This window comes from Vibrio sp. 03_296, from assembly GCF_002265885.1.
On the sequence record NZ_NPKW01000014.1, the window covers coordinates 56694 to 81751 of the forward strand.

Here is a 25058-nt window from a genome sequence, read left to right on the forward strand (position 1 = left end):
TGCCACCGAACTCTGTAGAGTATTCTCTAGGTTCGCCCGTTGTCGCGACGATTGTGCGCATCGGAATTTTTGAAATTACCCCCCATCTAGAAAGAGCCTCTTCAAATGAGATGTAGACCTGATGATTTTTACGTAGTTTGCATTTGGAAATGCATTCCTTTGCCTAAATAACATGTACTCTCTGTTTTTTTGATTTAACTTGCTAAATCTTTTCTATAACTCTATGTTATATATTGTTTTGTTGATTTGTCTTGTGGGTTTTTATGACTAATAGTGCGATCGTGACTAGTGAAAAAGTTGTTCGTGGAACTAGAGGAAATGATGCTTATGTTCTTACTACTCTGAAATGTGACTTATACCCAGAGCTAAAGGTTAGAGTTAATGATGATGGTGAGATAGAGCCTTATGCCCCATCACGCTCCAAAGTTAAAGAAAAAGAGCTTCTTCAGATAGTCACCGTAGAAGGTAAATTGGTATACCCGCAAAACCTTTATCTGACAATCTGCGCTCGAAAAACCCAGTCTATTGGGACTCGTGCTCAAGCACTGTTGATGTTTACTCGGTGGCTCGAATTAACAGGTAAATCTTACAGAGATATCTTCGCAGACCCTTCCGACGGTGTCGGGCATGAATTTGCTGATTTTCTTGTTCGGTGTGTAATTGGTGAGCATGATGAAGGACTAAATCTCGCCTTGTCTACAGCGAAAACGTACATGAGATTTGTTATCGATTTTTACAAATGGATGAACCGAGAAGGTGTACTAGTTTGGTCTGATAAAGTAAGACCGTTTGAATTCACATTGAAGCGAATACCTCGTAAATCAAAACAGAACGTCGATATGTTGAGTCACACAAAAAGAAACCATGAGATTTTGGTTCAAACAAGTAGCGTCATGAATAAGTTCCCTCGCTCTGCAAAAATCCCACCTCATAAGAAGCTGAAACCATTGCCAGAGCATGAATTAGAGGTGCTCGATAGTTATATTCATCGAGCTGAGTTTCCAGTACGTAACCGACTAATGATTGAGCTGGCTTACAAGGGAGGGCTTCGAGTTGAAGAAGTTGCCTCATTGAATGAAGGAGCAATCTATCAACCATCGTTAGGCGAGGTCGAGTGCGAACTAGCGCTAAAGACATCAAATGGTGTCCAAACTAAGAATGACCTTTCAAGAGTTACTAAAATTCCAGCTTCTCTAATGACAGCACTCTATGACTATAAGATTTCAGAAGGTAGACAAAGTATAGTTGACTCGTTAAGCACGCTGTCTGAGGGAAGCCAGTTTGAGCCTCGCTTATTTCTCAGCAAGAACACCCTTCTAGGTTCAATTAGCCCAAATACTATACAAGGAATTTGGTCAGATCTGAGAGCTGGAATTCGACTTGTTCACACAACTTGGTACTACAAGTTTCATGATTTACGAGCAACTTTTGCAACAGACTTTCTACTGCAAAAAGTGAGAGATTCTGACTTGCCATTGGACTTCTTTTTCAGCGAGCTGAAAAGTCTTATGGGACACAGCGAATCAACAGACACTATGGTTTATATCGATTTTTTAAAAGACCTAAAGCTCAGCAGGGAAGCTGCATTGAGAAGGAATCAGGAAGCACAAGAGGCTGCTCATGGCGAAAAGTAACATTTCGGATTTATACGTCTCTGACCTTGAGAATAGAAAAAAATCTCCATACGACAATGATGTCATTACTTTCACAAGACAAGGCGTCAGTACGAAAATTGACCTTGCATGTTTAGACCATCTATTTGCTGATGTTAAGCAGCCTAAGGTTGAGTGCGGCACAAGGTTGACTGTGATCGATAAGCTGAAGCAGTGTATAAAAAGTTACTTTGAGTTAGATAGAGTTAGCTACGCTCGGCAGTTGTTTATATATTTACGTTCATTCATTAATAATGCTGATAAGCAGCAATTGGCGGTATTTAGCAAGGAGTCATGGACGTCATATTTTGGCGCAAAGGGTTACATGTGGCGGTTGGTAGAGTGCGCAGAACGACAGTATGCACACTATTACATGTACGACGACAAACAGATTCTAGGTGTTGCCGAGAAATCTGCTGCTAATAGGAAGAGAGTGATTAAAAATTTGTTCTCTCAAGTGGGCTTAGATGTTTTTGAGTGGGAAAAAGGCTCAAAAGATTTCTCTGTTACAGGTAAAAACAAAAAGGCACTTGAAAATTACAGTAAGGTTGAGCATGACATTGTGCTTAGACGTTTACATGACAAGTTTTTCTTGCTTGCACCTATCTTAATTGCAGAACAAGAGGCGGGGCGTTTTTCAGATGACTCAAAAGGCATCGCCTATAGCCTAGCTCAGGCGGCACTAAGCTCGAAAAAACAAACTCTTGATGTGGAATTACTGTTCCTAGAAGGAATGACTCTAAATCAAGCATTTAATTTTTCAATGGAAATTGGCTATCACCTCTTTTGCCACTATACGGCCTTCAATGACTCTGTAGTTACATCTGTTCGAAGACCAATTGAATTCATAAAGGAAAAATCCGAAGGAAAAGTTTCAAAATACGCCATTATTAAAGGCTTTAAAGGTCGAGCTGCGAAGGAAGTTACAGGGGTTATTGGCGAATCTGAATTAGAGGAAGTCTCTGCACGAGTAGATAAACGTACAGGGGCTGCATTTCTGAACATGCTGCTGAAGCTATCATCTACTTTTAACCCTGATGAGCACGGCTTGTTGCTATATCAGCTAGATAATGAAGGTTTGCCTATAGAACTTAAAACTGACTTTAAAAATGATAACGTTCCACGAAAGTTAGAGCTATTTGCGGATAAGCGTGTCGGGTTAGCGGAAAGGTTGGCGGAGAGCATTAATTCGCTTTGTGAGCACAGTTATGTTGAGCAGGTAAAAAGGGTTGTTGATGATGAGAGTGTTCGGCGTATTTCAAAGTCTAAAGAGTATTACCAGCCTACCAGTAATCAACATACTTCATTGATGCTTCGTCTTTCAGTTGCGTTCATGCAATGCTTCACGGCTCAATCATTAAGACATGCTCAGTTGCCACTGTTTTATTCAGCACCTGATGAGAATGGGAAGATCACAGTGACATGTACCTCAGCATTGATAAGCTCAGAATCAGAAGATGCTCAGAACGCTGTGATTACCTTTTACCTTGATGAGGTATTTTTACCAGTTGTTCAGAAAATAGAAGACTGGGCAACAGCAAGAAACCCTCTGTTTAGAAAACGTAAAAAGGGCAATCAGTACACTTCAAAATCAAGTATTGATGACTCGAAGTATAATATTGAGCCTACCAAGGGTGCGTCTTATCTATTTCCACAAGGACGGAGCGGTGAAACTAGCTTCTTTAACTCGTACCCCGTTACTGCTCCTTTTCTATCGAGGATAGGGCTTACACCTAGCCATTTCTTTTGCACGTTAAATTCTACACGATTCCGCAAAACCGTAGCGGATAACGAGTATCGACATGGTTCTGAACTCACAGCTATGACTGTCCTCCAGAACTCTAAAAAAGTGTTCGAAGAACATTATGCCAACGGTCATCAGGGGCTAAATAATGAGATTATTGCACAAGCATTAGATGTAATTGAGCTGGTTATTAAAGGTGTGGAGCTTGAAGAGGCAAAGCAAAAGGTTAGGGATACTTGGAAGGTTGAAGTGCTCTCTTTTGACGAATACAAGAAAAGAGGCAAGCCTAGTAATCCCAATGGCACATGTTGTGATGGTAAGCCAGAGTTCGAAGGTCAAGAGGATAAGCTAGCTCAGGCAGCAGCAAAAAAAATGGGAGTCATAGATGATTCATCAAAACTCCATTGCTACCAATTTGATAAATGCCATGAGTGCCTCAATGCCAAACTGGTCGATGAACCTAATCAGGTCTATAAACTTTTGTCATTTATAGAGTCACTAATTGATACTGCTGATCTTCATCCTGAAAATGAGGAGTTGGAAAAGCGAATTGAGGCATTTGAAGAAATCGTATCTCAAAACATATCAGAAAATGTTCTGAAAGAAGCAGAGGCTTTACTTGAGGCGAATGGTCGCTATTTTTTGTATGCATAGACTGACTGGGGAACACTATGAAAACGATTAAAACAGCGAGTGGTGCAAAAGTTAGCTTTGAAGAGTTTGTTGAAGATATCGATACCAACCATGTCGAGGATGTGCTTTTGCCAGCAATTGAACGTGGAAATTGGGATGAGTTGGAATCACTTGCTGTAATTAATGATTCTGAATTTCCTGTGCTGTTTGAGCAAAATGTATGGGAACTAAGCCAGATTGGTGACGGCTATCAAAAAAATCGCCTGCTATTCAACCATTCAACAAAGAAAGGCTTTGATGGTTATATTTTACCAAGAAATATACGTAATGAAATCAAGTGCTTTGCTGCTGTGGAGCTACTGACAGAATATGGTAAATACTCATATTTATCTATTGTTGATACGGTTAGTAAGCTCACAGTGATAGCCAAACACGCTACAGAAATTGGAATTACTAGCTTTTCTGATATCGATGAAGATGCCATATTTAAACTTCAAGAGAACGGTCTGAAAATTAACGATAAGGGTAATAAAGTTTTATCTGCGATTAATAGGTTAGTTCAGTGCCAAGAGCAATTACCTATCCAGATCGAGATAAATAAATCGTTGGAGCCGAAACATTTTAGCTTGCCATTGGCGAAGCCTGATCAACACTTTGCCATCCCATTTAGAATTTACTTTGAAATGGTTAATGGTGCTATTTCTGAAATTAATGAAGCATACAAAAATAGATTAGAGCTTGAGAATGCAGTCGAAGTTTTTTTGACTCATTCGGATTCCATAAAATCTGAAATAATGTGCAAAGTTAGAAGTGGTGAGTTGTCATTGGAAAGCGCTATCGTATATAAGAATAAAGCTAAAAAAATCTATGAGGTATTTGATAGTAAAGGAATTCCAATCGTTGATTATCATCAAGAACCATTGTGGGAAAATGTTTGGGTAAGCTGTACTGGCGCAAACTGGAATGGAAGTAAGGCTAGAGATATCTGGAGTGACTTTGTGGTAAAAATTGGATCTAAGAGCATTTCAAATAGATCTGAATTTTTAGATTATATTCGTAATCTTCATGCCAATGCAGCATTTCTAGTTATGGCGTTAAGTGGTATGAGAATTGGTGAGCTTTATGGAATTTCTCCCGTATATGGTGCTCAGGATCATATAAAAATAGGAATAAATACCATTTATGCGCTTACGACAAAGCAGGAAAAGTTGACTCTAGATTCACAGACCTCTGATGACGTCTTTATAACAAATCGGACAGGCTTTCGGGCTTTTCATGTTCTCAACGCTATCCATCGACCTTATCGTAAGCGCTTTAAGGAAGGTTCCAACAGTATCTTCTTTGCTGCCTTAACAGAAGTGTATCACCCAAGACCCATTGAAAAGGTCGGATTAGGGCAAACAATTAAGGAGACCATAAAGCGTGTATATAAAGATACATTTGTTTTGAACTCTCATGATTTAGACGCCCTCAGGGCATCTAATCCAGAACATAGCAGACTTCCTGAAGTTGGTGATAGCTTTCCTTATACAAACCACCAATGTCGAAGAAGTTTTGCGTACTACCTGATTGGCCTGGAGTTAATGGATTTCCCGCAGCTAAAGCAGCAATTAGGTCATATATCTATCGCGATGACACGTTGGTACGCAAGAAATGCGCACTCATTGAAGAAGATTTTTGGTGAAATTAAAGAAGAGAGAGAGGTGCGCTCAGCTAAAGTAATGTCTCGCACCTATAACAAGTTAGCAAACAAAGAGCGCTTGGCAGGAGGCTTCGGTAAAAATCTTTTGAAGGAAGTTATTGAGAATGCCAACTTTTTTGAAGAAGGAATCAATAACAGAAAACTTTCGTTTAGATTTTGGAAAGAGGAAATAAGAACTGGCAAGGTACATGTCCATGCAATTGGAAAAGGGATGTACTGTACAAAGAGGCAGTGCGCAATGAGAGCAGCTATTGATCTTTCAGAATGTACTGATTGTGGCTGGGATATTATTGAAGATGCAAGTGAAGCGGAATCTATACGAATGACAGCAATGAGAAATCTATTAACTTTGCAGGCATCAGGGGAGCTAAATGGTAGCTCAGCTTCGAAGTTTGTGATGGATATACGCTCAGCAGAAAAAATTATGTCTGATTTACACTTCCCATTTGAAGCCTTTGAGATACCTGATGATGTTGTTCAGTTGATCCCAGTACAAAACATATAGAGGTAAGTATGGCACGTAATAAGGATGCTTCTCGTAAAGCACTGCTCGATGCAATCTCTAGAATTAAAGAGCAAACCTACACGCATAAAGACTTGAGAAAGAAAGCTGTTGTAAAACTAAACAAGTCAAATGTCGAAAAGGAAGCGGGACTATCTGTTGGTGCTCTCCGTCATCACCCTGATATAGTGAAAGTGATAGAGGGGGCTAGTTCTAACAACAACCATAGTGCAGATGATGTAGCGAGCTTGACTGAAAAGGTTGATAAACTGGAAGTTTCAAATAGAAAACTAAAAGCCGAGAGCACCCGTGATAGAAAGGATGCAGAGCAAGCAAAAAAGACTCTAAAAGAATATCAGTCTGAGTACCATCAAACTGTAACAGCTTTGTTCTTTAAAATACCGATTGATGATAGAGAGGAGGTAATCAAGTTGCTTGATGACTCATCTTTGAACGGAGATGTAACGAATATCAATGAATATAGGCGTAAGTAAGTCGAGTCTACTTAGCTTCGAGAAGTAATTGGCACTCCAATAAGGCTAGTCTTGAATCCTCGGGGGAATAACCACGTTCTCAAAGTATAGGAACAAAAAAGGCGCTTTATGAAGCGCCTTTATCATTTCACTTAGCTCTTATAGAGACTCAGTGAAAGTACGTGCGATAACGTCACGTTGTTGCTCTGGAGTTAGAGAATTGAAGCGAACAGCGTAACCAGATACACGAATTGTAAGCTGAGGGTACTTCTCTGGATTTGCAACTGCGTCTTCTAGAGTCTCACGCTTGAGAACGTTCACGTTCAAATGTTGGCCACCTTCAATCTTAGGAGCGGTCTCAATTGCAACTTCACGAGACTCGTATTCACCTAATTCAGATGCCGCTACAACTTGGTCAGCTTCGTAGCCAGAAGTTGCTGCAACACAACGAGCTTCGTTCTTTTCAGTGTCTAGCAGCCAGATTGAGTTAAGTAGAGAATCGTTAGCCGCTTTAGTGATTTGGATACCTTGGATCATATGGATTACCTTCTAATATTTGATTTAATTTTTATGACTTAAAGCTTGGCTCTAAGCGCTGACTTCTTAAAAAACATGACTAATAAAAAATATGAGCTAATTTTCTCTTTATGACTATCAAAGACCTTGTTGTAACTAGCTTTGACGTAGGTTAGTCATACTTTTTAGTAGTTAGGCTTTCCAATATTAGAGTTAAGTAGAGAATCGTTAGCCGCTTTAGTGATTTGGATACCTTGGATCATATGGATTACCTTCTAATATTTGATTTAATTTTTATGACTTAAAGCTTGGCTCTAAGCGCTGACTTCTTAAAAAACATGACTAATAAAAAATATGAGCTAATTTTCTCTTTATGACTATCAAAGACCTTGTTGTAACTAGCTTTGACGTGGGTTAGTCATACTTTTTAGTAGTTAGGCTTTCCAATATTACAGATGTTGACCACCTTCAATGCGTGGAGCAGCTTCGATAGCCACTTCACGGCTTTCAAACTCACCTAGCTCGTTAATTGCAACGATTTGATCGGCTTCGTAGCCAGAAACTGCTGCTACACAGCGAGCTTCATTTTTCTCGCTATCTAGAAGCCAGATTGAGTTTAGTAGGTCGTCGTTTGCTGCTTTAGTAATTTGGATACCTTGGATCATCACTATCTCCTAGTCCACTTACGTGGTGATTATTGGTGTTAATTTTCGAATTTTGTCGAGCTGAGTATTATATAGCTAATATCCATTATATTAGTATTGATTTAGGTCAAAAAACAACTAAAAACATTAATTTTGTGAAGGTTATTTTATTGAGTTAAATCAATAAACCTTTTAAAAACTGTAGATTACGATTTATTTGATATCATCAAAAATAGTTAAGTGTTAATTTTGTTGTAAATTTACTACAAATCTAATTGGAAATTTGACTGAACTAAGCTAAATGGTTGTAATTAGCCCCTTATCTTGAAAGTGTTAAGTGATTAAATGACAAACAGCAAAAACCGTTTTGGTAACAAATTTATTGGCGCGCATGTTTCAGCGGCGGGAGGGGTTGATAATGCACCTCTGAGGGCGCGTGAGATTGGAGCAAACGCGTTTGCTTTGTTCACTAAGAATCAACGCCAGTGGGTCGCCAAGCCATTAGAAGAGAAAACTATCGCAGCGTTCAAAGCCAATTGTGCGTTGTTGGGTTTTTCTCCACAGCAAATTCTTCCCCATGATTCTTATCTGATTAATTTAGGTGCGCCAGAAGCGGAGAAGCTGGAAAAGTCTCGCCTCGCGTTTATTGATGAAATGGAGCGATGCCAGCAACTAGGGTTGAACTTACTCAATTTCCACCCTGGCAGCCATTTAGAGAAGATCTCAGAAAAAGCGTGTTTGTCTTTAATCGCAGAATCGATCAACTTAGCGCATCAAGCGGTACCTGATGTGGTGGCGGTGATAGAGAACACGGCAGGGCAAGGTTCCAACTTAGGTTGGCGCTTTGAGCACCTTGCAGAAATCATTGAGCAGGTTGAAGATAAGCGTCGAGTTGGGGTTTGTCTGGATACTTGCCACACCTTTGCCGCAGGCTATGATCTGCGAACTCCTGAGGCGTGTGAGGCGACTTTCGCTGAGTTTGAACGTGTGGTCGGGATGCACTATTTACGTGCAATGCATATTAATGATTCAAAAGTAAAATTAGCCAGTAAGGTGGATAGGCACCATGCCCTAGGGAAAGGTGAAATTGGCTGGGACTGTTTTGAATACATTGCAAAAGACAGCCGTTTTGATTCTATCCCATTGATTTTAGAAACTATTGAGCCTGAACTTTGGCCGCAAGAAATTGAGCAGTTGAGAAAATATCATCTCTCTTCAATCGCTTAGCGATTTTTGTCATCAGATTGGCATCTTTCTTTCATAGCAAACAAGAACAATAGTGTTTATCGAGTTTGTCACAGGAGGATGCCACTATGTTTACAACCATGATGTTCCATTCCACTTACGTTGTTCGTTCTGTCGCAAGACGGCCAATACCGAACCGTCATATTACCGGGCAGGGGCATGCAAGAACGCCACAAAAAAGCCCACAAAGTCACGAAAAACCCCAATAGCCCGTGATGAATTTGGTTAGGGGAGTGACCTGACATAGAATAACCGCCTGATGGTTTTCAATAGGATTCTCCCCATGACACAGCAACTCACTTGGCACGATGTAATTGGTGCGGAAAAAGAGCAAAGCTATTTTCAACAGACACTCAACTTTGTTGAAGCAGAGCGACAAGCTGGCAAAGTGATTTACCCTCCAGCAAAGGATGTCTTCAATGCCTTTCGTTATACCGAGTTCCAAGATGTCAAAGTGGTGATCTTAGGACAGGATCCTTACCATGGCCCCAACCAAGCTCATGGTTTGTGTTTTTCAGTATTACCGGGTATCAAGACGCCTCCTTCTTTGGTGAACATGTACAAAGAATTGGCGCAGGATATCCAAGGCTTTCAGACTCCGGCGCATGGCTACCTTGAAGCTTGGGCTAAACAAGGCGTGTTGCTACTCAATACGGTGCTTACTGTGGAGCAGGGCAAAGCGCATTCGCATGCTTCATTAGGATGGGAGACATTCACTGACAAAGTGATTGAGGCGCTCAACCAGCACCAACAAGGTGTGGTATTCCTATTGTGGGGATCGCACGCCCAGAAAAAAGGCCGCTTTATTGATCGCAATAAGCATGTGGTTCTCAGTGCGCCACACCCATCCCCTCTTTCTGCTCACCGCGGCTTTTTGGGTTGTAAGCATTTCTCACAAGCGAATCAACATTTACTTGATCAAGGAAAGCAAGCAATAGACTGGCAACTCCCTTTGTCGCTCTAAGCACATTTGAATGTAATTTCGCAGAAAGCGATGGTTTTTTGAGCGAAATCTAAGCCGAATGGCGTTCTATCTTATACACTTACAACAAATGAGGTGTTAAGGAGAAACGCTATGATGATTGAACGGATAAGACGCGAACACGGATACATTGTGCGCATGCTTGCTATACTGCGCCACAAAGTGGAGTTGCTCAAAAATGAGCAGCCTATTAACTACAGTTTGGTCGCCGAGATTGTCAGCTATTTATCTGATCATGCGGAAAAGGTGCATCATCCGAAAGAAGACATCCTTTATCGCCATTACTTAGAGCATTACGGCGCGCAGAGAACCATTGAAAACTTGGAGCTAGAACACAAAGAACTAGCGAAGAAAACCGCGGCCTTTGCTGAGGTGGTGCATATGATTTTGAATGATGCCGTGGTGCCACAAGCCATGTTCATTGAGCAGTTAGAGGCGTTTATCTCATCACAACGCCAACATCTGGATATTGAAGAGCGCTTGATTCTGCCACTGATCGCCGAGTCTTTTACGACGAAAGATTGGCAACAAGTGGAATCGCAATGGCTGGTTAATGAAGACGATCCCGTCTTTGGTGAAACCATTGCCGATCATTACCGACAACTGGCAGAGCGCGTGCAACGAAGTGAAAAAGAGATGATCTAGTCCAAAATAAACAAAGGCACCTGTGAGAGGTGCCTTTTTCGTTGAGTAAGAGTGCTATTTTTTGTTCGTTAATGTGGTTAAAGCTTAATATCTTCCAGTGAGTAGTCGTGACACATGTCCATATCACGCAGCTCTTTGAGTAAGTTACGTCGGTCAAGCATCGCCTCAATTTCACGCCATTTCCTTTTTACTGGTTTAGAGCGCGTTTTCGTTGTGCTTGTTGTTTCAAAATCCAGTAAGTCATCTAGTTCAAAGCCATCCATAAGCCACCTCACATAAATCACCAGCGCTTGTGCAGTCACTAAGTACCACAGTTTCTTCGAGCATAACCATGATAGATTTCGCATTTGTGTCGGTATGATGAAGATTTCGATTAAAACTGAACACACCATCACATTTTGCTTGCAACAAAAGCTTAAAAAATGAGCGATCGATCTCACGAAAACGATTAAATGAAAAGAATTTTAATGTTAACAATGTGTGTGTTTATACAGTACGAAGTCAAAGAGAGGAGGGTAAGGATTCGAAAAGGTGCATGTGAATTTCTCATCCACAACCGGTAAGTGAGCGAGGGGGCGTGGGGAAAGAGTAAAAGCCTTGTCACTCTTGGTTTAACAGAGAATTGACGTGAAATGAAAAACAAAATATTTCGATACATTTTGTTGTAATGGAATTGTTTGGTTTATGTAACTGCTTTTGATTCTTGATTCTGGTTTGTATGTTAATAAATGGTATAAAAATAGTGAAAAATACAAAAATTGAGTATGCAGTTTCATATTGATTTTTGCGTGGCTAGGCTGCATTATCCGCCCGTCAAAAAACGCTAGTACGTAAAACGGATGCATGAAGCGACATTTACGATTCTAGATTGCAGAAAGAAAATAATAGTTCACCAAGCTAATTTGACACTTGGTTAAGCAATCTGGTGGATGGCTCGGAAGCACAGACTGGCGCAAACTCAATTTGAGGTAACTATGACAGACTTGATCAATCTAATGAATGACCTGCTTTGGGGTTCCATTCTTGTTTATTTGCTTGTCGGTGTGGGAATTTATTTCACGGTTCGACTCGGCTTCATTCAGTTCCGCCATTTCGGCCACATGTTTTCTGTTCTAAAAAACAGCCGTAAATCGGACAACGCTGGTATCTCCTCCTTTCAAGCGCTTTGTACCAGCCTTGCTGCGCGTGTTGGCACTGGTAACATGGCCGGTGTGGCTGTTGCGCTGACCGCTGGTGGCCCTGGTGCGATTTTCTGGATGTGGCTCATCGCCATGCTGGGTATGGCGACATCATTTGCTGAAAGTACGCTAGCTCAGCTCTACAAAACCAAAGATGACGATGGCAACTATCGTGGTGGCCCTGCTTACTACATGGAAAAAGGCCTTGGTATGCGTTGGATGGGTGTGCTGTTCTCCATCTTCCTTATCATTGCTTTTGGTCTGGTGTTTAACGCGGTGCAAGCCAACTCGATTGCTAACGCAATGCAAAATGCTTTTGGTTGGGAAAATGCCTACGTAGGCGTTGTTATTGTAGTGTTGTCTGGTGTGATTATCTTTGGTGGTATCAAGCGTATCGCGCGTACTGCTGAGCTTATCGTTCCAGTGATGGCATTGGCATACCTTGCTTTAGCGCTGTTTGTGATGTTCTCGAACTTGGAGAAACTGCCTGACGTACTCATGCTGATCTTCAAGAGCGCTTTTGGCTTACAAGAAGCGGCTGCAGGCGGTTTGGGTTACGCGATTGCACAAGCGATGATTAATGGTATCAAGCGTGGCCTGTTCTCCAACGAAGCCGGTATGGGTTCCGCGCCAAACGCTGCGGCATCAGCGACGCCATATCCACCACACCCAGCTTCTCAAGGTTACGTGCAAATGCTGGGCGTTTTCATGGACACCATTGTGATCTGTTCAGCGACCGTCGCGATTATTTTGATGTCGGGTGAGTACGTGCCGCATGGTGAGATCACTGGCATTGAGTTGACTCAGCTAGCGTTGAGCTCGCAAGTGGGCAGTTGGGGGGGCATTTTTGTGGCGGTAGCGATTTTCTTCTTCGCATTCACTTCGATCATCGCTAACTACTCTTATGCAGAAACCAACTTAGTTTTCTTAGAACACAACCACAAAGCTGGCTTGAATGTTTTCCGTTTGGTCGTGCTTGGCCTTGTTGGCTTTGGTGCGATTGCTCCACTTCCAGTGGTATGGGCATTGGCGGATGTTTCAATGGGTATGATGGCGATTGTGAACTTAGTTGCGATCCTGCTGCTATCTGGCATCGTGATCAAACTGGCAAAAGACTACAACCGTCAGTTACAAGCGGGTAAGTTGCCAACCTTTAACCCAGATGATTTCCCAGAGTTGAAATCACAGTTGGAAGAAGGCATTTGGGACAACAACAAGAAAGACTAAGGTAGAAATCGAGAATTTCTATCACTGTGATTCGAAAAGCCGTGCAGACAATGCGCGGCTTTTTTTGTACCCTAGTCAAAAAGAAAATAAGGGAAAGAATCGTCATGCTTATCGTTGTTTCACCAGCTAAAACGCTCGACTACGAATCACCACTCGTGACCCACAAGTTCACTCAGCCAGAGCTCGTGGATTACTCTAAACAGTTGATTGAGGTTTGCCGCCAGTTGACGCCTGCGGATGTGGCTTCGTTGATGAAAGTGAGTGATAAAATCGCCGATCTCAATGTGGGTCGCTTCCAAGAGTGGAGCGAAGAGTTCACCCCAGATAACGCGCGCCAAGCGATTCTTGCGTTCAAAGGTGACGTATACACAGGGCTTGAAGCGGAAACGCTCAACGACGACGATTTTGATTACGCGCAAAAACATTTGCGCATGCTATCTGGCCTTTATGGGCTATTAAAGCCACTGGATCTGATGCAGCCATACCGTCTTGAGATGGGCACCAAGCTGGCGAATGACAAGGGAACTAACCTTTACCAGTTCTGGGGTAATGTGATTACCGATAAGCTGAATGAAGCGATTGCAGCTCAGGGCGACAACGTGCTGATCAACCTTGCATCGAACGAATACTTCAAAGCGGTGAAGCCAAAGAACTTGGACGCGCAAGTGATCACACCAATCTTCAAAGATGGTAAGAATGGTCAATACAAGGTGATCAGCTTCTACGCGAAGAAAGCGCGCGGCATGATGGCGCGTTACATTATTGAAAATCGCATTGAAAGCGTTGCGGACTTAACTAAGTTTGATGTCGCGGGCTACTACTTTGTTGAAGAAGAATCGACACCAACAGACTTGGTCTTTAAGCGCGAAGAGCAACACTGAGATTTGGCTTCCACTAAGGTCTGAAAACAGAAAGGGTTGGCACAGTGCCAACCCTTTTGCGTTATCGAATCATTACTTTTTCTTTTTGGTGCTTTTCTTTTTCATGGACGTTTTTTTATCGTCTTTTTTCTTTTTCTTCTTAAACACCGGCTTCTTGTGTTGAGGGCGAAGCTCTTTGATAAAGCGCTCTTTAATGTCCTCTTTCACGTAGCGAGCGACGCGATCCATCATTGGTTGGTCGTGTGCTTCTACGATAGAGATTGCGTTGCCTTTCTTACCTGCGCGCGCTGTACGACCAATGCGGTGAAGGTAAACATCGGCACTGCGTGGCATGTCGAAGTTAACAACGTGAGACACGTCAGGTAGATCAATACCACGAGCTGCGACATCGGTTGCAAGCAGCACATTCACACTGCCATCGCGAAAGCGAGCAATCGCGTTGTTACGACGATCTTGCGGCATTTCACCTTGGATCCAAGCGCAGTTGACTTGTTCGCTTTCGAGGTGAGCACGCAGATCCGCTAAACGCTCACGTGTTTTGAGGAACACAATTGTGCGCTCGGCTTGATTGTTGATGATGTCTTTCAGTAGCGCGAGTTTGTGCTCCATGCTATCTGCACGGTAATACCACTGGGTGATTTTTTTACGCTCGCGACGTGATGGTTCCGCATCAATGTCCGCAGGATCGTTCAGCAGATCCGCCGTAAAGCCTTCCACTCCCTTGCCTTCTAGCGTAGCAGAGAAGAGCATGGTCTGTTTGCGCCAACGACACTCATTGGATAGACGATCAACCGTTGGAGCAAAGCCCATGTCAAGCATGCGATCTGCTTCATCGAGGATCAGCCATTCGATCGCGCGGCAGTCAAAGCGTTCTGCTTGGATGTATTCCATCAAGCGGCCCGGAGTCGCCACTACGATATCTTGTGTGGTTGCAAGGATATCCGCATGTTCTTGGTATTGAACACCACCTGTGATGGTGAAAATGTTCAAACTGGTATTTTTGGCAAGCGCACGCGCTTGGTCAGCCACTTGCATCGCCAGTTCACGGGTTGGCGTTAGGATAAGAACGCGTGCAGGTCCAGGTTTACGGCGTGGAAAATCTTGCAAATATTGCAGCGCAGGCAAGACAAATGCGGCGGTTTTTCCTGTTCCTGTCGGAGCGGAAGCAAGAATATCACGGCCTTCTAGGGCTTGTGGAATTGCTTCTGCCTGAATTTGAGTTGGACGCTCGTAGCCCATCTCTTCGATGGCAGCCAGCAAGTTTGGGTCAAGATCAAGATCGGCAAAGGTTCTGATCACAGTGTGTTCTCCACAAGCAATGCCCTAGTGATACAAAGTTCAATGGGCAGCAATAGTTTAAAAGGGCGAATATTATAGAGTGTTCGGTGATTTTGATCACACGTTATTTCTACATCTTGAGATAAAAATCCTGGCACAGTTTGACAAAGGCTGCGCTGTAGGTCGATCCATCGTTGATCGTGAGATGTTCCTCACTCGTTATTGCCGTGGATAAACCGAGTTCAAACAGTAAGCGATGAACAGGCTTATTCGGGCTAGGTTTTACATGACATAGCCGATGTAGATGCCAACCTTGCTGTTGAGCGAGTTGCAGAAATTGTTCTCCCTCGGTCAGTGGCAACACAAAGTTGGCTTTGCCATTCGGGGTGAGTAATTCTCTGCAGCGCAATAACAGCGCATCGTGGGCAAGAGTATCGGTGTGTCTGGCGGTAGCGCGCTGCGTCGCTTGGGATTGTTCCCCGTTATTAAAGTAAGGCGGGTTACAAATAATGCCATCAAAACGATGCGTAAAATCGAGCTTGAGTACATCACCGTGTTGCAACTGAAGTCGTGAGTGCCAAGGGCTGTGGCTGAAGTTTTCTTGTGCGGCTTCCACGGCATGCGCGTCAATATCGACCGCAGTGATCGAAAGATGTGCGTATCGCTGAGCGCACATCAAGCTAAGTAATCCTGTCCCTGTACCAATATCGAGTAGGTTTTGGCAGTGGTGGAAGTTGGCCCAAGCACCGAGCAAGACGCCATCAGTACTGACGGGCATACCAGAGTTACTGCTGGCGATTGAAAACTGTTTAAATTTGAACCCTTTAGTTTTTAATGTGCCACTCTTCATGTTTATCTCTTCATTTTTCCTATTTCTAGATAGAAAAACCATTGTTAAGGATTTGTTTGAATTATTTCTCTGTCTGTTATCGCTTTGATGCGGCATTGTGTAGGTTATCTGTCTAAATACAAATTAGATCTCAGTCACATTCACTGTGATATTGTCACTTATATAAATTAATATAGTGTTTTCGGGCTTAAAGGTTGCCAATTGGTGGTCATTTCGTCATTATGCGCCCCTAAAATTAGCACAATCGTCGGTCGACAGAGCGGCGAATGCATACACAACATCATTCAGAACTATTCTAAGGGTTATCTGTGAATCAGACTTTAAAACTAACCGATATTATCGCAGTCGGCTTTATGCTGTTTGCGTTTTTCTTGGGAGCGGGCAACATTATTTTCCCTCCTCTAGCAGGTCAACTTGCGGGTGAGCATCTGTTCCCTGCGATGTCAGGCTTCCTTGTGACGGCAGTAGGTCTTCCTTTGATTACCATTATTGCTATTGCCGTTGCAGGTGGAACTTGGGATCACCTAACCAAAGATCTTCCTAAGCAAGCAGCAACACTGATGGCGGTATTGATTTTTATCATCATCGGCCCTGCTTTTGCTGCGCCACGTACTGGCCTAGTGGCCTACGAAATGGCGGTGAAGCCTTTCTTTGCTGACGCGCTTCAGTCACATTTGACTATTTTCTCGATCCTTTTCTTTGCGGTGGCGATGTTCTTCTCTTGGTCGCAAGGTAAGTTGATTGACGTCATCGGTAAAGTATTAACGCCAGTGCTCTTTGTTGGCCTGATTATTTTGGCGCTTGCGGTATTTATTGATCCCCAAGGCGAAATGCTTGCTGCACAAGGTGAATACCTAACACAGCCACTCACCAAAGGTTTCCTTGAAGGTTACAACACCATGGATACGTTTGGCTCACTGATGTTTGGTATGCTGATCGTTGATGCGCTACGCAGCCGCGGTATTACGGAGCGTTCTGCAACGACTAAATACCTGATTTACGCAGGTTTCATTGCGGCGGCCGGTCTGGCATTTGTTTACATCTCATTGTTCTACCTTGGCGCAACGAGCGCGGCGGTGGCTTCTGGTGCAGACAACGGTGGCGTGGTTCTTAGTCTATACGTTCAAGCGCTGTTTGGTCCTTATGGTCAAATTGTGTTGTCTGTAATTGTACTGCTTGCCTGTTTAACCACTGCGATTGGTCTGATCTCAGCGTGTTCGGATTACTTCAGTTCACTGACTCCGCTTTCATACAAAGCGTGGGTTGTGATCAATGGTGTTGCTTGTGCTGTGGTGGCGAATGTGGGTCTTGCACAGCTTATCGCGCTGTCTGTACCGGTCCTGTTTGCACTATACCCAGTGGCCATTGCGCTGGTTGCACTGACTTTCGTGCGTAAGAAACTACCAAACCCACAAATGGCGTACCGCGTGGTTATCCTTGTTTCACTGTTGTTTGCCCTGATTGATGCGGCAAAAGTAGCGGGTGTGGATGTATCGCCATTCAAAGTACTGCCACTATTTGAAGTAGGCATGGCGTGGTTGTTGCCAACCATGACGGCAATTGTGTGTATGTTCTTTGTCAGCCGTTCTGTTCGCCAAGAACTGGCAAAAGAAGCCGCTTAATCGCAGCACTTTGCGAAAACGCAAGACAATAAAAAGCCCGTCCAATGTGACGGGCTTTTTGCTAACGGCTGATTCACAAACCGGCGAGGTTTGGAAAATTCGCCTTAAGCGTTACAGCTTATCGTGAAATTCCGTTAAAACTTGCTCAATCCAAGTGGCGATGCGCTCGTCACTCAAGTCGTATTGGGAATCTTCATCGAGCGCCAAGCCAACAAAGTGGCTGCCATCTTCAGTGAGAGCTTTAGAGGCTTCAAATTGGTAGCCTTGATTTGGCCAATAACCAATAAACTCCGCACCTACCGCTTTAAGCTCATCGTGCAGCAATCCCATCGCGTCGAGATACCATTCACCATAACCTTCTTGGTCACCAAGACCGAACAGTGCGATGGTTTTACCTTGCACAGGCGAGGAGGCGAGATCGTGCCAAATTGCGGCCCAATCTTCTTGAATTTCGCCAAAATCCCAAGTGGAAATGCCAAGAAGCAGCAGGTCATAGTCTGCCATTTGTGCGAGGTCGCACTCTTTGACATTATGAATCTCAACCAATTCATCCCCCAAAATTGCGCGCATTTTTTCTGCCGCCATTTCGGTGTAACAGGTGGTTGAGCCGTAAAAAAGTCCGATTTTCATCTGCGTTATCAGTACTGTTTTGCCATGCGATGGCGAATTCTACCTCGATTCTGCGGAGGATTGCAGCGAATATCGCGTCTGTATGGATTTTTTATAGCATTAAATCTGTGGCTGTCTTACTCTCAGCACTGTTGATTTACAGTGATTTAAGGTGTGTCCATGCAACAAACGGCATCGGTTAATATGCAAGATTTTGGCTACGTAGAGCAATTTCTCGATGCGATGTGGATGGAGCGAGGCCTCGCAGAGAATACGTTGTCCTCTTACCGCAACGATCTGATGAAGTTATTGCAGTGGATGGAAGCGAATCATTATCGACTCGATTTCATCAGCCTGTCTGGGCTTCAGCAATACCAAAGCTATTTGGTGGATCAAGACTACAAGCAGACTTCAAGAGCGCGGATGTTGTCAGCGATTCGTCGTCTGTTTCAATATCTCCATCGAGAAAAAGTACGAGCTGATGATCCTAGTGCCCTGTTGGTCAGCCCTAAATTGCCGCAACGTTTGCCAAAAGACATCAGTGAAGAGCAGGTCGATGCACTATTGGATGCGCCCGATCCCAATGATCCGGTGGAGCTGCGTGACAAAGCCATGCTTGAGCTACTGTATGCCACGGGCTTACGTGTTACCGAGTTGGTGAGTTTAACCATGGAAAACATCAGCTTGCGCCAAGGTGTGGTGCGGGTAACCGGTAAAGGTGGTAAAGAGCGCTTAGTGCCCATGGGGGAAAATGCTATCGACTGGATCGAAACCTTTATCAAACAGGGTCGTCCGGCATTATTAGGTGAAACCTCTTCGGATGTGGTGTTTCCAAGTAAACGTGCCAGACAGATGACCAGACAGACGTTTTGGCATCGCATCAAGTTCTATGCGGTGATTGCAGGTATCGATACTGATCATCTGTCACCACACGTTTTGAGGCACGCTTTCGCCACCCATTTATTGAACTATGGTGCCGATCTAAGGGTCGTACAGATGCTGCTTGGTCATAGTGACTTATCGACCACGCAAATTTATACTCACGTGGCAACAGAACGACTAAAACAGATTCATAGCCAACATCATCCGCGTGCTTAACGCGGAATAACGACAAGGTGATTTTAATGAGCGTATTACGCCGATTAACTCTTTTAACTCTTCCTCTCTTTGTGACGGCCTGCGGTGCTGAAGAAAGCCAAGCGGTCGAAACCGCTCAGCCAACTGCACAAGTGGTGGCGAACACGCATTTTGATAGTGAGGCTCTCAAAGCTCGTTTTTCAAAGTTGGGCCTGAACATCATGGATATTCAACCTTCGGATGTGGCGGGTTTAGTCGAAATTCAAACCAGTGGAGGAGTGTTGTTTGCGTCTAACGACGGCAGCCACTTTATTGCTGGAACCTTGTATTCCATTGACGAAAATGGTCAATACAAGGACGTGGTTGCCGAACGTCAAGCACCGCTCAACGCGAAGAAAATAGCCGAATTTGCTGACAGTGCGATCGAGTACAAAGCCAAAGATGAAAAATACGTGGTGACGGTGTTTACCGACATTACTTGTGGTTACTGCGTTCGTCTACACAGCCAGATGCAGGGCTACAATGACTTAGGCATCACAGTGCGTTACATGGCATACCCACGCCAAGGTGGCACGGGCCCAGTGGCAGAACAAATGGCGGGCATCTGGTGTGCCGCTAATCCGCAAGAAGCGATGCATGATGCTAAAGTGAACCGCAAATTTGCCCCAGCGAAAAATGATTTGCAGCAGTGTAAGCAGACCGTTGCTCAGCATTACCAACTTGGTCAGCAACTCGGAATTACCGGCACGCCTGCGATTTTCTTACCAAATGGTGAACTGGTTGCTGGTTACTTGCCACCAGAAAAACTGCTAGAGCGCTTACAGCAACAATAAACCTTCAAGGAGCAGAGCCTGCGCGTCTGACCCGTAGGCTCTATTCAATTAATGATAGAAATACAACGACGACCAGAACCCGATCTTTCCCTCTTGCCCGACAGTGTGCCGGATATCCTCAAACGCATCTATCTCAACCGTGGTATTCAAGACACAAGCCAATTGGAAACCGCCGTCAAAGGGTTGCATTCATACCAAAAACTGCACGGAATTGAACTTGCCGTTGCGCTGCTTTTTGAGGCTATACGTGAGCAGAAGCGAATTATTGTGGTCGGGGATTTTGATGCCGATGGCGCGACCAGCTCGGCACTCTCGGTCCTTGCCCTGCGCATGCTTGGTAGTAACAATGTCGACTACTTAGTGCCAAACCGCTTTGAAGATGGCTATGGTTTGAGTCCTGAAGTGGTCGAGCAGGCCATCGCCTTGGGTGCTGAAGTGATCATGACCGTGGATAACGGCGTCTCCTCCATCGAAGGGGTACGTTATGCCAAAGAGCATGGCTTAAAAGTGTTGGTGACCGATCACCATTTGCCCGGGCAAGTGTTGCCTGAGGTAGATGCGATGGTCAATCCAAACTTACAGACCTGCGCCTTTCCTTCCAAAGCCCTGGCTGGGGTTGGCGTGGCTTTTTATCTGATGATGGCCTTGTGTGTCCACATGCGTAAATGCGGTTGGTTTGCCGAGCAAGGTATGGCAGAGCCGAAGCTGATGGAGCTGGTGGATTTGGTGGCCTTAGGCACCGTTGCGGATGTTGTGCCGCTGGATGAAAACAACCGCATTTTGGTGCACCAAGGCCTGCAGCGCATTCGCGCAGGGAAAGCACGTCCGGGTATTCAAGCGTTGATTGAAGTGGCCAAGCGTGATGCTCGTCGTTTGGTTGCGGCAGATTTCGGTTTTGCACTGGGCCCGCGCATCAATGCCGCAGGACGTCTGGATGACATGTCGTTTGGGGTTGAATTGCTGATGTGCAACAACATCCACGCAGCGCGTCGTATGGCACATGAACTGGACGGGCTCAATCAAACTCGTAAAGAAATTGAAGAGGGCATGAAGCAAGAGGCCATGGCGTTTTGTGAGCGCCTGCAGTTTGGCGAAAACAGCGAGTTACCTTATGGTTTGGCCCTTTTCCAGCGCGATTGGCATCAGGGTGTGATTGGCATTCTAGCGTCGAGAATTAAAGAGAAATATCATCGTCCGGTGATCGCATTTGCCGATGGAGGCGATGGGTATATCAAAGGATCTTGTCGCTCTATTCCTGGCCTACACATGCGCGATGCACTGGACTTGATTGATACACAAAACCCCGGTTTGATCCTCAAATTTGGTGGTCACGCCATGGCGGCGGGCTTGACCATCAAAGAGTGCGATTTTGAACGGTTTAGTCAATTGTTTGATCAACTGGTGAAACGCGAATTAGATGAAGCCGCGCTGAAAGGCATTGTGCTTTCTGATGGCGAACTCAAGCCTGAAGAGTTTTCCATGCATACTGCGGAGCTGCTGCGATCTGCGGGGCCTTGGGGGCAGGCATTTCCAGAGCCTATTTTTGATGGTGAATTTAAAGTGCTGCACCAGAAATTGGTCGGAGAAAAACATTTAAAATTGATGCTTGAGCCTTTATTCAAAGGCCATCCAACCAACATCATGATTGACGGGATCGCTTTCAACGTCGATTTACGTCGCTGGCCCGATGCCTCGGTGAAAACGGTTCGCCTTGCCTACAAACTGGATATCAATGAGTTTCGCAACAATCAATCGTTGCAATTGATGATTGAACACATCGAAGCGCGATAACCGCCATTAAAGGAGTGAGAACGAATCTCGCTCCTTTTTTCTCTTCAGGAATCGGCAAATTTCTTCCCAATTTTTCCTGTATCTCTGTCACATTTTTGAGTAGAATTCCTCGGTTAAATTCTACTCTAAAATGTTGAGCCAACATGTTTGAAATCAATCCCATTAAAAACCGTCTACAGGACGTGTCTGAGCGCACAAATGTCCTGAGGGGGTATCTTTGACTATGACGCTAAGAAAGAGCGTCTAGAAGAAGTTAACGCAGAACTCGAACAACCGGACGTTTGGAACGAACCTGATCGAGCGCAAGCTCTCGGTCGTGAGCGTGCGTCATTAGAAGCGGTTGTTGAAACCATTGATCAACTTGATCAAGGTGTGGATGACGTTGAAGGTTTACTTGAGCTGGCCATTGAAGCTGAAGATCAAGAGACCTTTGATGAAATCGGTCCAGAACTTGAAGCCTTAGAAGAGAAGCTTGCGGGCTTAGAGTTCCGTCGCATGTTCTCTGGTGCACACGATTCTTCAGATTGCTATATTGACCTGCAAGCAGGTTCTGGCGGTACAGAAGCGCAAGACTGGACGAGCATGATGCTTCGCATGTATCTTCGTTGGGCTGAAGCGAAAGGCTTCAAAACCGAAGTGATCGAAGTATCCGAAGGGGATGTTGCTGGCCTTAAGTCGGTCACCGTACGTATTATCGGTGATTATGCTTATGGTTGGTTGCGTACCGAAACGGGTGTTCACCGTTTAGTGCGTAAGTCTCCGTTTGACTCAGGCGGTCGTCGTCACACTTCTTTTGCTTCTGCGTTTGTTTACCCAGAGATTGATGAAAACATCGACATCGACATTAACCCTGCCGATCTCCGTATTGACGTGTATCGTGCGTCTGGTGCGGGTGGTCAGCACGTAAACACCACCGAATCTGCGGTACGTATTACCCACGTACCAACGAATACCGTGGTTCAGTGTCAGAACGACCGTTCTCAACACAAAAACAAAGATCAAGCGATGAAGCAGCTTCGCGCTAAGCTGTTTGAACTTGAGTTGCAAAAGCAAAATGCGGAAAAACAAGCTAATGAAGACGCTAAGTCTGACATTGGCTGGGGTAGCCAGATCCGTTCTTACGTATTGGATGATTCACGCATTAAAGACCTCCGTACGGGCGTCGAAAACCGTAATACTCAAGCGGTTCTTGACGGTGATCTGGACAAATTTATTGAAGCTAGCCTGAAATCAGGCCTTTAAGCTTTTCACCGACTAAACAGGATACATCGAAAATGACTGATGCTGTTCAAAACGAAACTGTACAAGAAGCCTCTGCACAAGAAGAGAATAAGCTCATTGCTGAACGCCGCGCAAAATTGGATCAAATCCGAAAGAGCTGCAAAGCAAATGGCCACCCAAACGACTTCCGTCGTGACAGCCTAGCTGGCGACCTTCAAAAAGAGTTCGGTGAAAAGAGTAAGGAAGAGCTAGAAGCACTTAACCACGTTGTTGCTATTGCGGGTCGTGTTATGGCCAAACGTGGACCATTCCTAGTTATCCAAGAGACTTCTGGTCGTATCCAGGCTTACGCGGACAAAGATGTACAAAAAGTACTGAAAGACAAATACCAAGGTCTTGATATCGGTGACATCATCGGTGTAAAAGGTGCGCTGCACAAATCTGGCAAAGGCGACCTATACGTAAACATGGAAGAGTACGAGTTGCTGACCAAAGCACTACGTCCACTTCCAGAGAAATTCCACGGTCTAACTGACCAAGAAATGCGTTACCGTCAGCGTTATGTTGACCTTATCGTGAATGAAGATTCTCGTAATGCATTCGTGGTACGTTCTAAAGTGATGTCTGCAATTCGTAACTTCATGATCTCTAAGCAGTTCATGGAAGTTGAAACGCCAATGATGCACGTTATCCCTGGCGGTGCGAGTGCGCGTCCATTCATCACGCACCACAACGCACTAGACATGCCAATGTACCTACGTATTGCGCCAGAGCTATACCTGAAGCGTCTAGTTGTTGGTGGTTTTGATCGCGTATTCGAAATCAACCGTAACTTCCGTAACGAAGGTCTTTCTCCACGTCACAACCCAGAATTCACTATGATGGAATTCTACATGGCGTACGCAGACTACAAAGATCTGATGGACCTAACTGAAGAACTACTAAGCTCTGTTGCGCTAGAAGTTCTAGGTTCAACGTCAATGCCTTACGGTGAAGACACGGTTGAGTTTGGTGGCACTTACACTCGTATGAGCATGTTCGAAGCAATCAAGCACTACAACCCAGACCACGCGCAAATCCAAGCGCTAACAGAAGAAGACATTCAAAACCGTGACCTAATGGTTTCTATCGCGAAATCGGTTCATGTAGAAGTCGAACCTTTTTGGACATGTGGTCAGCTTCTTGAAGAGATCTTTGGTGAAACAGCAGAACCTAAGCTAATGCAGCCAACGTTCATCACGGGCTACCCAGCAGATATCTCTCCACTGGCTCGTCGTAGCGATGACAACCCGTTCTTCACAGACCGCTTTGAGTTCTTCATCGGTGGCCGTGAAGTAGCGAACGGCTTCTCCGAGCTTAACGACGCTGAAGACCAAGATGCACGCTTTAAAGCACAGGTTGAAGCGAAAGAGTCTGGTGATGACGAAGCAATGTTCTACGATGCAGACTACATCACAGCACTAGAGCACGGCCTACCACCGACTGCAGGTCAAGGTATCGGCATCGACCGTCTAGTGATGCTACTGACCAACACGCACACGATTCGTGATGTTATTCTATTCCCAGCGATGCGTCCTCAGGCGTAAGAGCAAATAGATTGAAAAACCACCTTCGGGTGGTTTTTTTTATCGAGCAGAATTCCTTTTACATCACTAAATGCTAACTGCATTCCAAGTATTAGTAATTGAGTCTAGAATTAATTAACTGTCTCATATTTGAAACAGACTTATGAATCATTAGTCTCGATAATGTA

General features: G+C 44.4%; 20 protein-coding genes and 1 pseudogene. 15 read left to right on the forward strand and 6 right to left on the reverse strand.

Annotation, left to right across the window (positions count from 1 at the left end):
• Nucleotides 1-281: 281 nt before the first annotated feature.
• Genes CIK04_RS01180 through CIK04_RS01195 form a run of 4 tightly spaced genes read left to right on the forward strand, consistent with a single transcriptional unit; the run spans nucleotide 282 to nucleotide 6727 of the window.
• Nucleotides 282-1634 (forward strand): site-specific integrase, encoded by a 1353-nt coding sequence (locus CIK04_RS01180; RefSeq protein ID WP_157806502.1) that lies wholly within the window; start codon nucleotides 282-284, stop codon nucleotides 1632-1634.
• The gene (locus CIK04_RS01185; RefSeq protein WP_097352440.1) at nucleotides 1621-4050 is read left to right on the forward strand and encodes a hypothetical protein; all 2430 of its coding nucleotides are present in this window, start codon (nucleotides 1621-1623) and stop codon (nucleotides 4048-4050) included. Before CIK04_RS01180 ends, CIK04_RS01185 begins: the two co-directional genes overlap by 14 nt.
• Before the next feature lie 17 nt (nucleotides 4051-4067).
• Nucleotides 4068-6236 carry a site-specific integrase gene (locus tag CIK04_RS01190; protein ID WP_097352441.1) on the forward strand — a complete coding sequence of 723 codons (2169 nt, stop codon included), beginning with the start codon at nucleotides 4068-4070 and terminating at the stop codon, nucleotides 6234-6236.
• A gap of 8 nt (nucleotides 6237-6244) precedes the next feature.
• The gene (locus CIK04_RS01195; RefSeq protein WP_097352442.1) at nucleotides 6245-6727 is read left to right on the forward strand and encodes a hypothetical protein; all 483 of its coding nucleotides are present in this window, start codon (nucleotides 6245-6247) and stop codon (nucleotides 6725-6727) included.
• Nucleotides 6728-6865: 138 nt separating this feature from the next.
• On the opposite strand, the gene grcA is transcribed toward CIK04_RS01195, so the two are convergent.
• Both grcA and CIK04_RS01205 read right to left on the reverse strand, forming a co-directional pair.
• A complete protein-coding gene (gene grcA, locus CIK04_RS01200) occupies nucleotides 6866-7243 on the reverse strand; it encodes an autonomous glycyl radical cofactor GrcA (RefSeq protein WP_097352443.1) in 378 nt (125 codons plus the stop codon).
• Nucleotides 7244-7674: 431 nt separating this feature from the next.
• Nucleotides 7675-7887 (reverse strand): annotated as a pseudogene (locus tag CIK04_RS01205) (autonomous glycyl radical cofactor GrcA); the annotation flags it as partial.
• A 324-nt stretch (nucleotides 7888-8211) separates the two neighbouring features.
• Here CIK04_RS01205 and nfo point away from each other — a divergent pair.
• The 3 genes from nfo to CIK04_RS01220 all read left to right on the forward strand — a co-directional run bounded on the left by nfo (nucleotide 8212) and on the right by CIK04_RS01220 (nucleotide 10738).
• On the forward strand, nucleotides 8212-9093 hold the full coding sequence (gene nfo / locus CIK04_RS01210; protein WP_017421330.1) for a deoxyribonuclease IV: 882 nt from the start codon (nucleotides 8212-8214) through the stop codon (nucleotides 9091-9093).
• A 301-nt stretch (nucleotides 9094-9394) separates the two neighbouring features.
• Nucleotides 9395-10075: a uracil-DNA glycosylase gene (ung, locus tag CIK04_RS01215; RefSeq protein ID WP_038964050.1), complete on the forward strand. Its 681-nt coding sequence runs from the start codon at nucleotides 9395-9397 to the stop codon at nucleotides 10073-10075.
• Between the two features lie 111 nt (nucleotides 10076-10186).
• On the forward strand, nucleotides 10187-10738 hold the full coding sequence (locus tag CIK04_RS01220) for a hemerythrin domain-containing protein (protein ID WP_026050491.1): 552 nt from the start codon (nucleotides 10187-10189) through the stop codon (nucleotides 10736-10738).
• Between the two features lie 77 nt (nucleotides 10739-10815).
• On the opposite strand, the gene CIK04_RS01225 is transcribed toward CIK04_RS01220, so the two are convergent.
• Nucleotides 10816-11001 (reverse strand): DUF3545 family protein, encoded by a 186-nt coding sequence (locus CIK04_RS01225; RefSeq protein ID WP_013572406.1) that lies wholly within the window; start codon nucleotides 10999-11001, stop codon nucleotides 10816-10818.
• A gap of 711 nt (nucleotides 11002-11712) precedes the next feature.
• Between CIK04_RS01225 and CIK04_RS01230 the strand changes: the two genes are divergently transcribed.
• The gene (locus tag CIK04_RS01230; protein WP_026050492.1) at nucleotides 11713-13143 is read left to right on the forward strand and encodes a sodium:alanine symporter family protein; all 1431 of its coding nucleotides are present in this window, start codon (nucleotides 11713-11715) and stop codon (nucleotides 13141-13143) included.
• A gap of 104 nt (nucleotides 13144-13247) precedes the next feature.
• Complete coding sequence (gene yaaA, locus CIK04_RS01235; protein ID WP_038968910.1) at nucleotides 13248-14024, forward strand: peroxide stress protein YaaA; 777 nt, start codon at nucleotides 13248-13250, stop codon at nucleotides 14022-14024.
• A 72-nt stretch (nucleotides 14025-14096) separates the two neighbouring features.
• Here the strand turns inward: yaaA and srmB are convergent, their stop codons facing one another.
• Both srmB and CIK04_RS01245 read right to left on the reverse strand, forming a co-directional pair.
• Nucleotides 14097-15323: an ATP-dependent RNA helicase SrmB gene (gene srmB, locus CIK04_RS01240; protein WP_039540624.1), complete on the reverse strand. Its 1227-nt coding sequence runs from the start codon at nucleotides 15321-15323 to the stop codon at nucleotides 14097-14099.
• Nucleotides 15324-15432: 109 nt separating this feature from the next.
• A complete protein-coding gene (locus CIK04_RS01245; RefSeq protein WP_026050494.1) occupies nucleotides 15433-16152 on the reverse strand; it encodes a tRNA1(Val) (adenine(37)-N6)-methyltransferase in 720 nt (239 codons plus the stop codon).
• A 308-nt stretch (nucleotides 16153-16460) separates the two neighbouring features.
• Here CIK04_RS01245 and brnQ point away from each other — a divergent pair, with 308 nt between their 5' ends.
• Nucleotides 16461-17774, forward strand: coding sequence for a branched-chain amino acid transport system II carrier protein (gene brnQ / locus CIK04_RS01250; protein ID WP_038940320.1), 1314 nt, complete (start codon nucleotides 16461-16463; stop codon nucleotides 17772-17774).
• 111 nt (nucleotides 17775-17885) lie between these two features.
• Here the strand turns inward: brnQ and fldB are convergent, their stop codons facing one another.
• Nucleotides 17886-18404: a flavodoxin FldB gene (gene fldB, locus CIK04_RS01255; RefSeq protein WP_039540620.1), complete on the reverse strand. Its 519-nt coding sequence runs from the start codon at nucleotides 18402-18404 to the stop codon at nucleotides 17886-17888.
• Nucleotides 18405-18563: 159 nt separating this feature from the next.
• Here fldB and xerD point away from each other — a divergent pair, with 159 nt between their 5' ends.
• From xerD to lysS, 5 genes are all read left to right on the forward strand, one after another.
• Nucleotides 18564-19481, forward strand: coding sequence for a site-specific tyrosine recombinase XerD (gene xerD, locus CIK04_RS01260; protein WP_017421339.1), 918 nt, complete (start codon nucleotides 18564-18566; stop codon nucleotides 19479-19481).
• 26 nt (nucleotides 19482-19507) lie between these two features.
• Nucleotides 19508-20293: a bifunctional protein-disulfide isomerase/oxidoreductase DsbC gene (dsbC, locus tag CIK04_RS01265; RefSeq protein WP_170861648.1), complete on the forward strand. Its 786-nt coding sequence runs from the start codon at nucleotides 19508-19510 to the stop codon at nucleotides 20291-20293.
• Nucleotides 20294-20344: 51 nt separating this feature from the next.
• The gene (gene recJ, locus CIK04_RS01270) at nucleotides 20345-22084 is read left to right on the forward strand and encodes a single-stranded-DNA-specific exonuclease RecJ (RefSeq protein WP_038964043.1); all 1740 of its coding nucleotides are present in this window, start codon (nucleotides 20345-20347) and stop codon (nucleotides 22082-22084) included.
• A 143-nt stretch (nucleotides 22085-22227) separates the two neighbouring features.
• Nucleotides 22228-23326, forward strand: a protein-coding gene (gene prfB / locus CIK04_RS01275) for a peptide chain release factor 2 (protein WP_096325347.1) whose coding sequence is annotated in 2 segments (ribosomal slippage) — nucleotides 22228-22302 and nucleotides 22304-23326 — 1098 coding nt in all. Because the reading frame shifts where the segments join, the coding sequence is not laid out codon by codon here.
• A 32-nt stretch (nucleotides 23327-23358) separates the two neighbouring features.
• On the forward strand, nucleotides 23359-24891 hold the full coding sequence (gene lysS, locus CIK04_RS01280) for a lysine--tRNA ligase (RefSeq protein ID WP_017421342.1): 1533 nt from the start codon (nucleotides 23359-23361) through the stop codon (nucleotides 24889-24891).
• The last annotated feature ends 167 nt before the right edge of the window (nucleotides 24892-25058 follow it).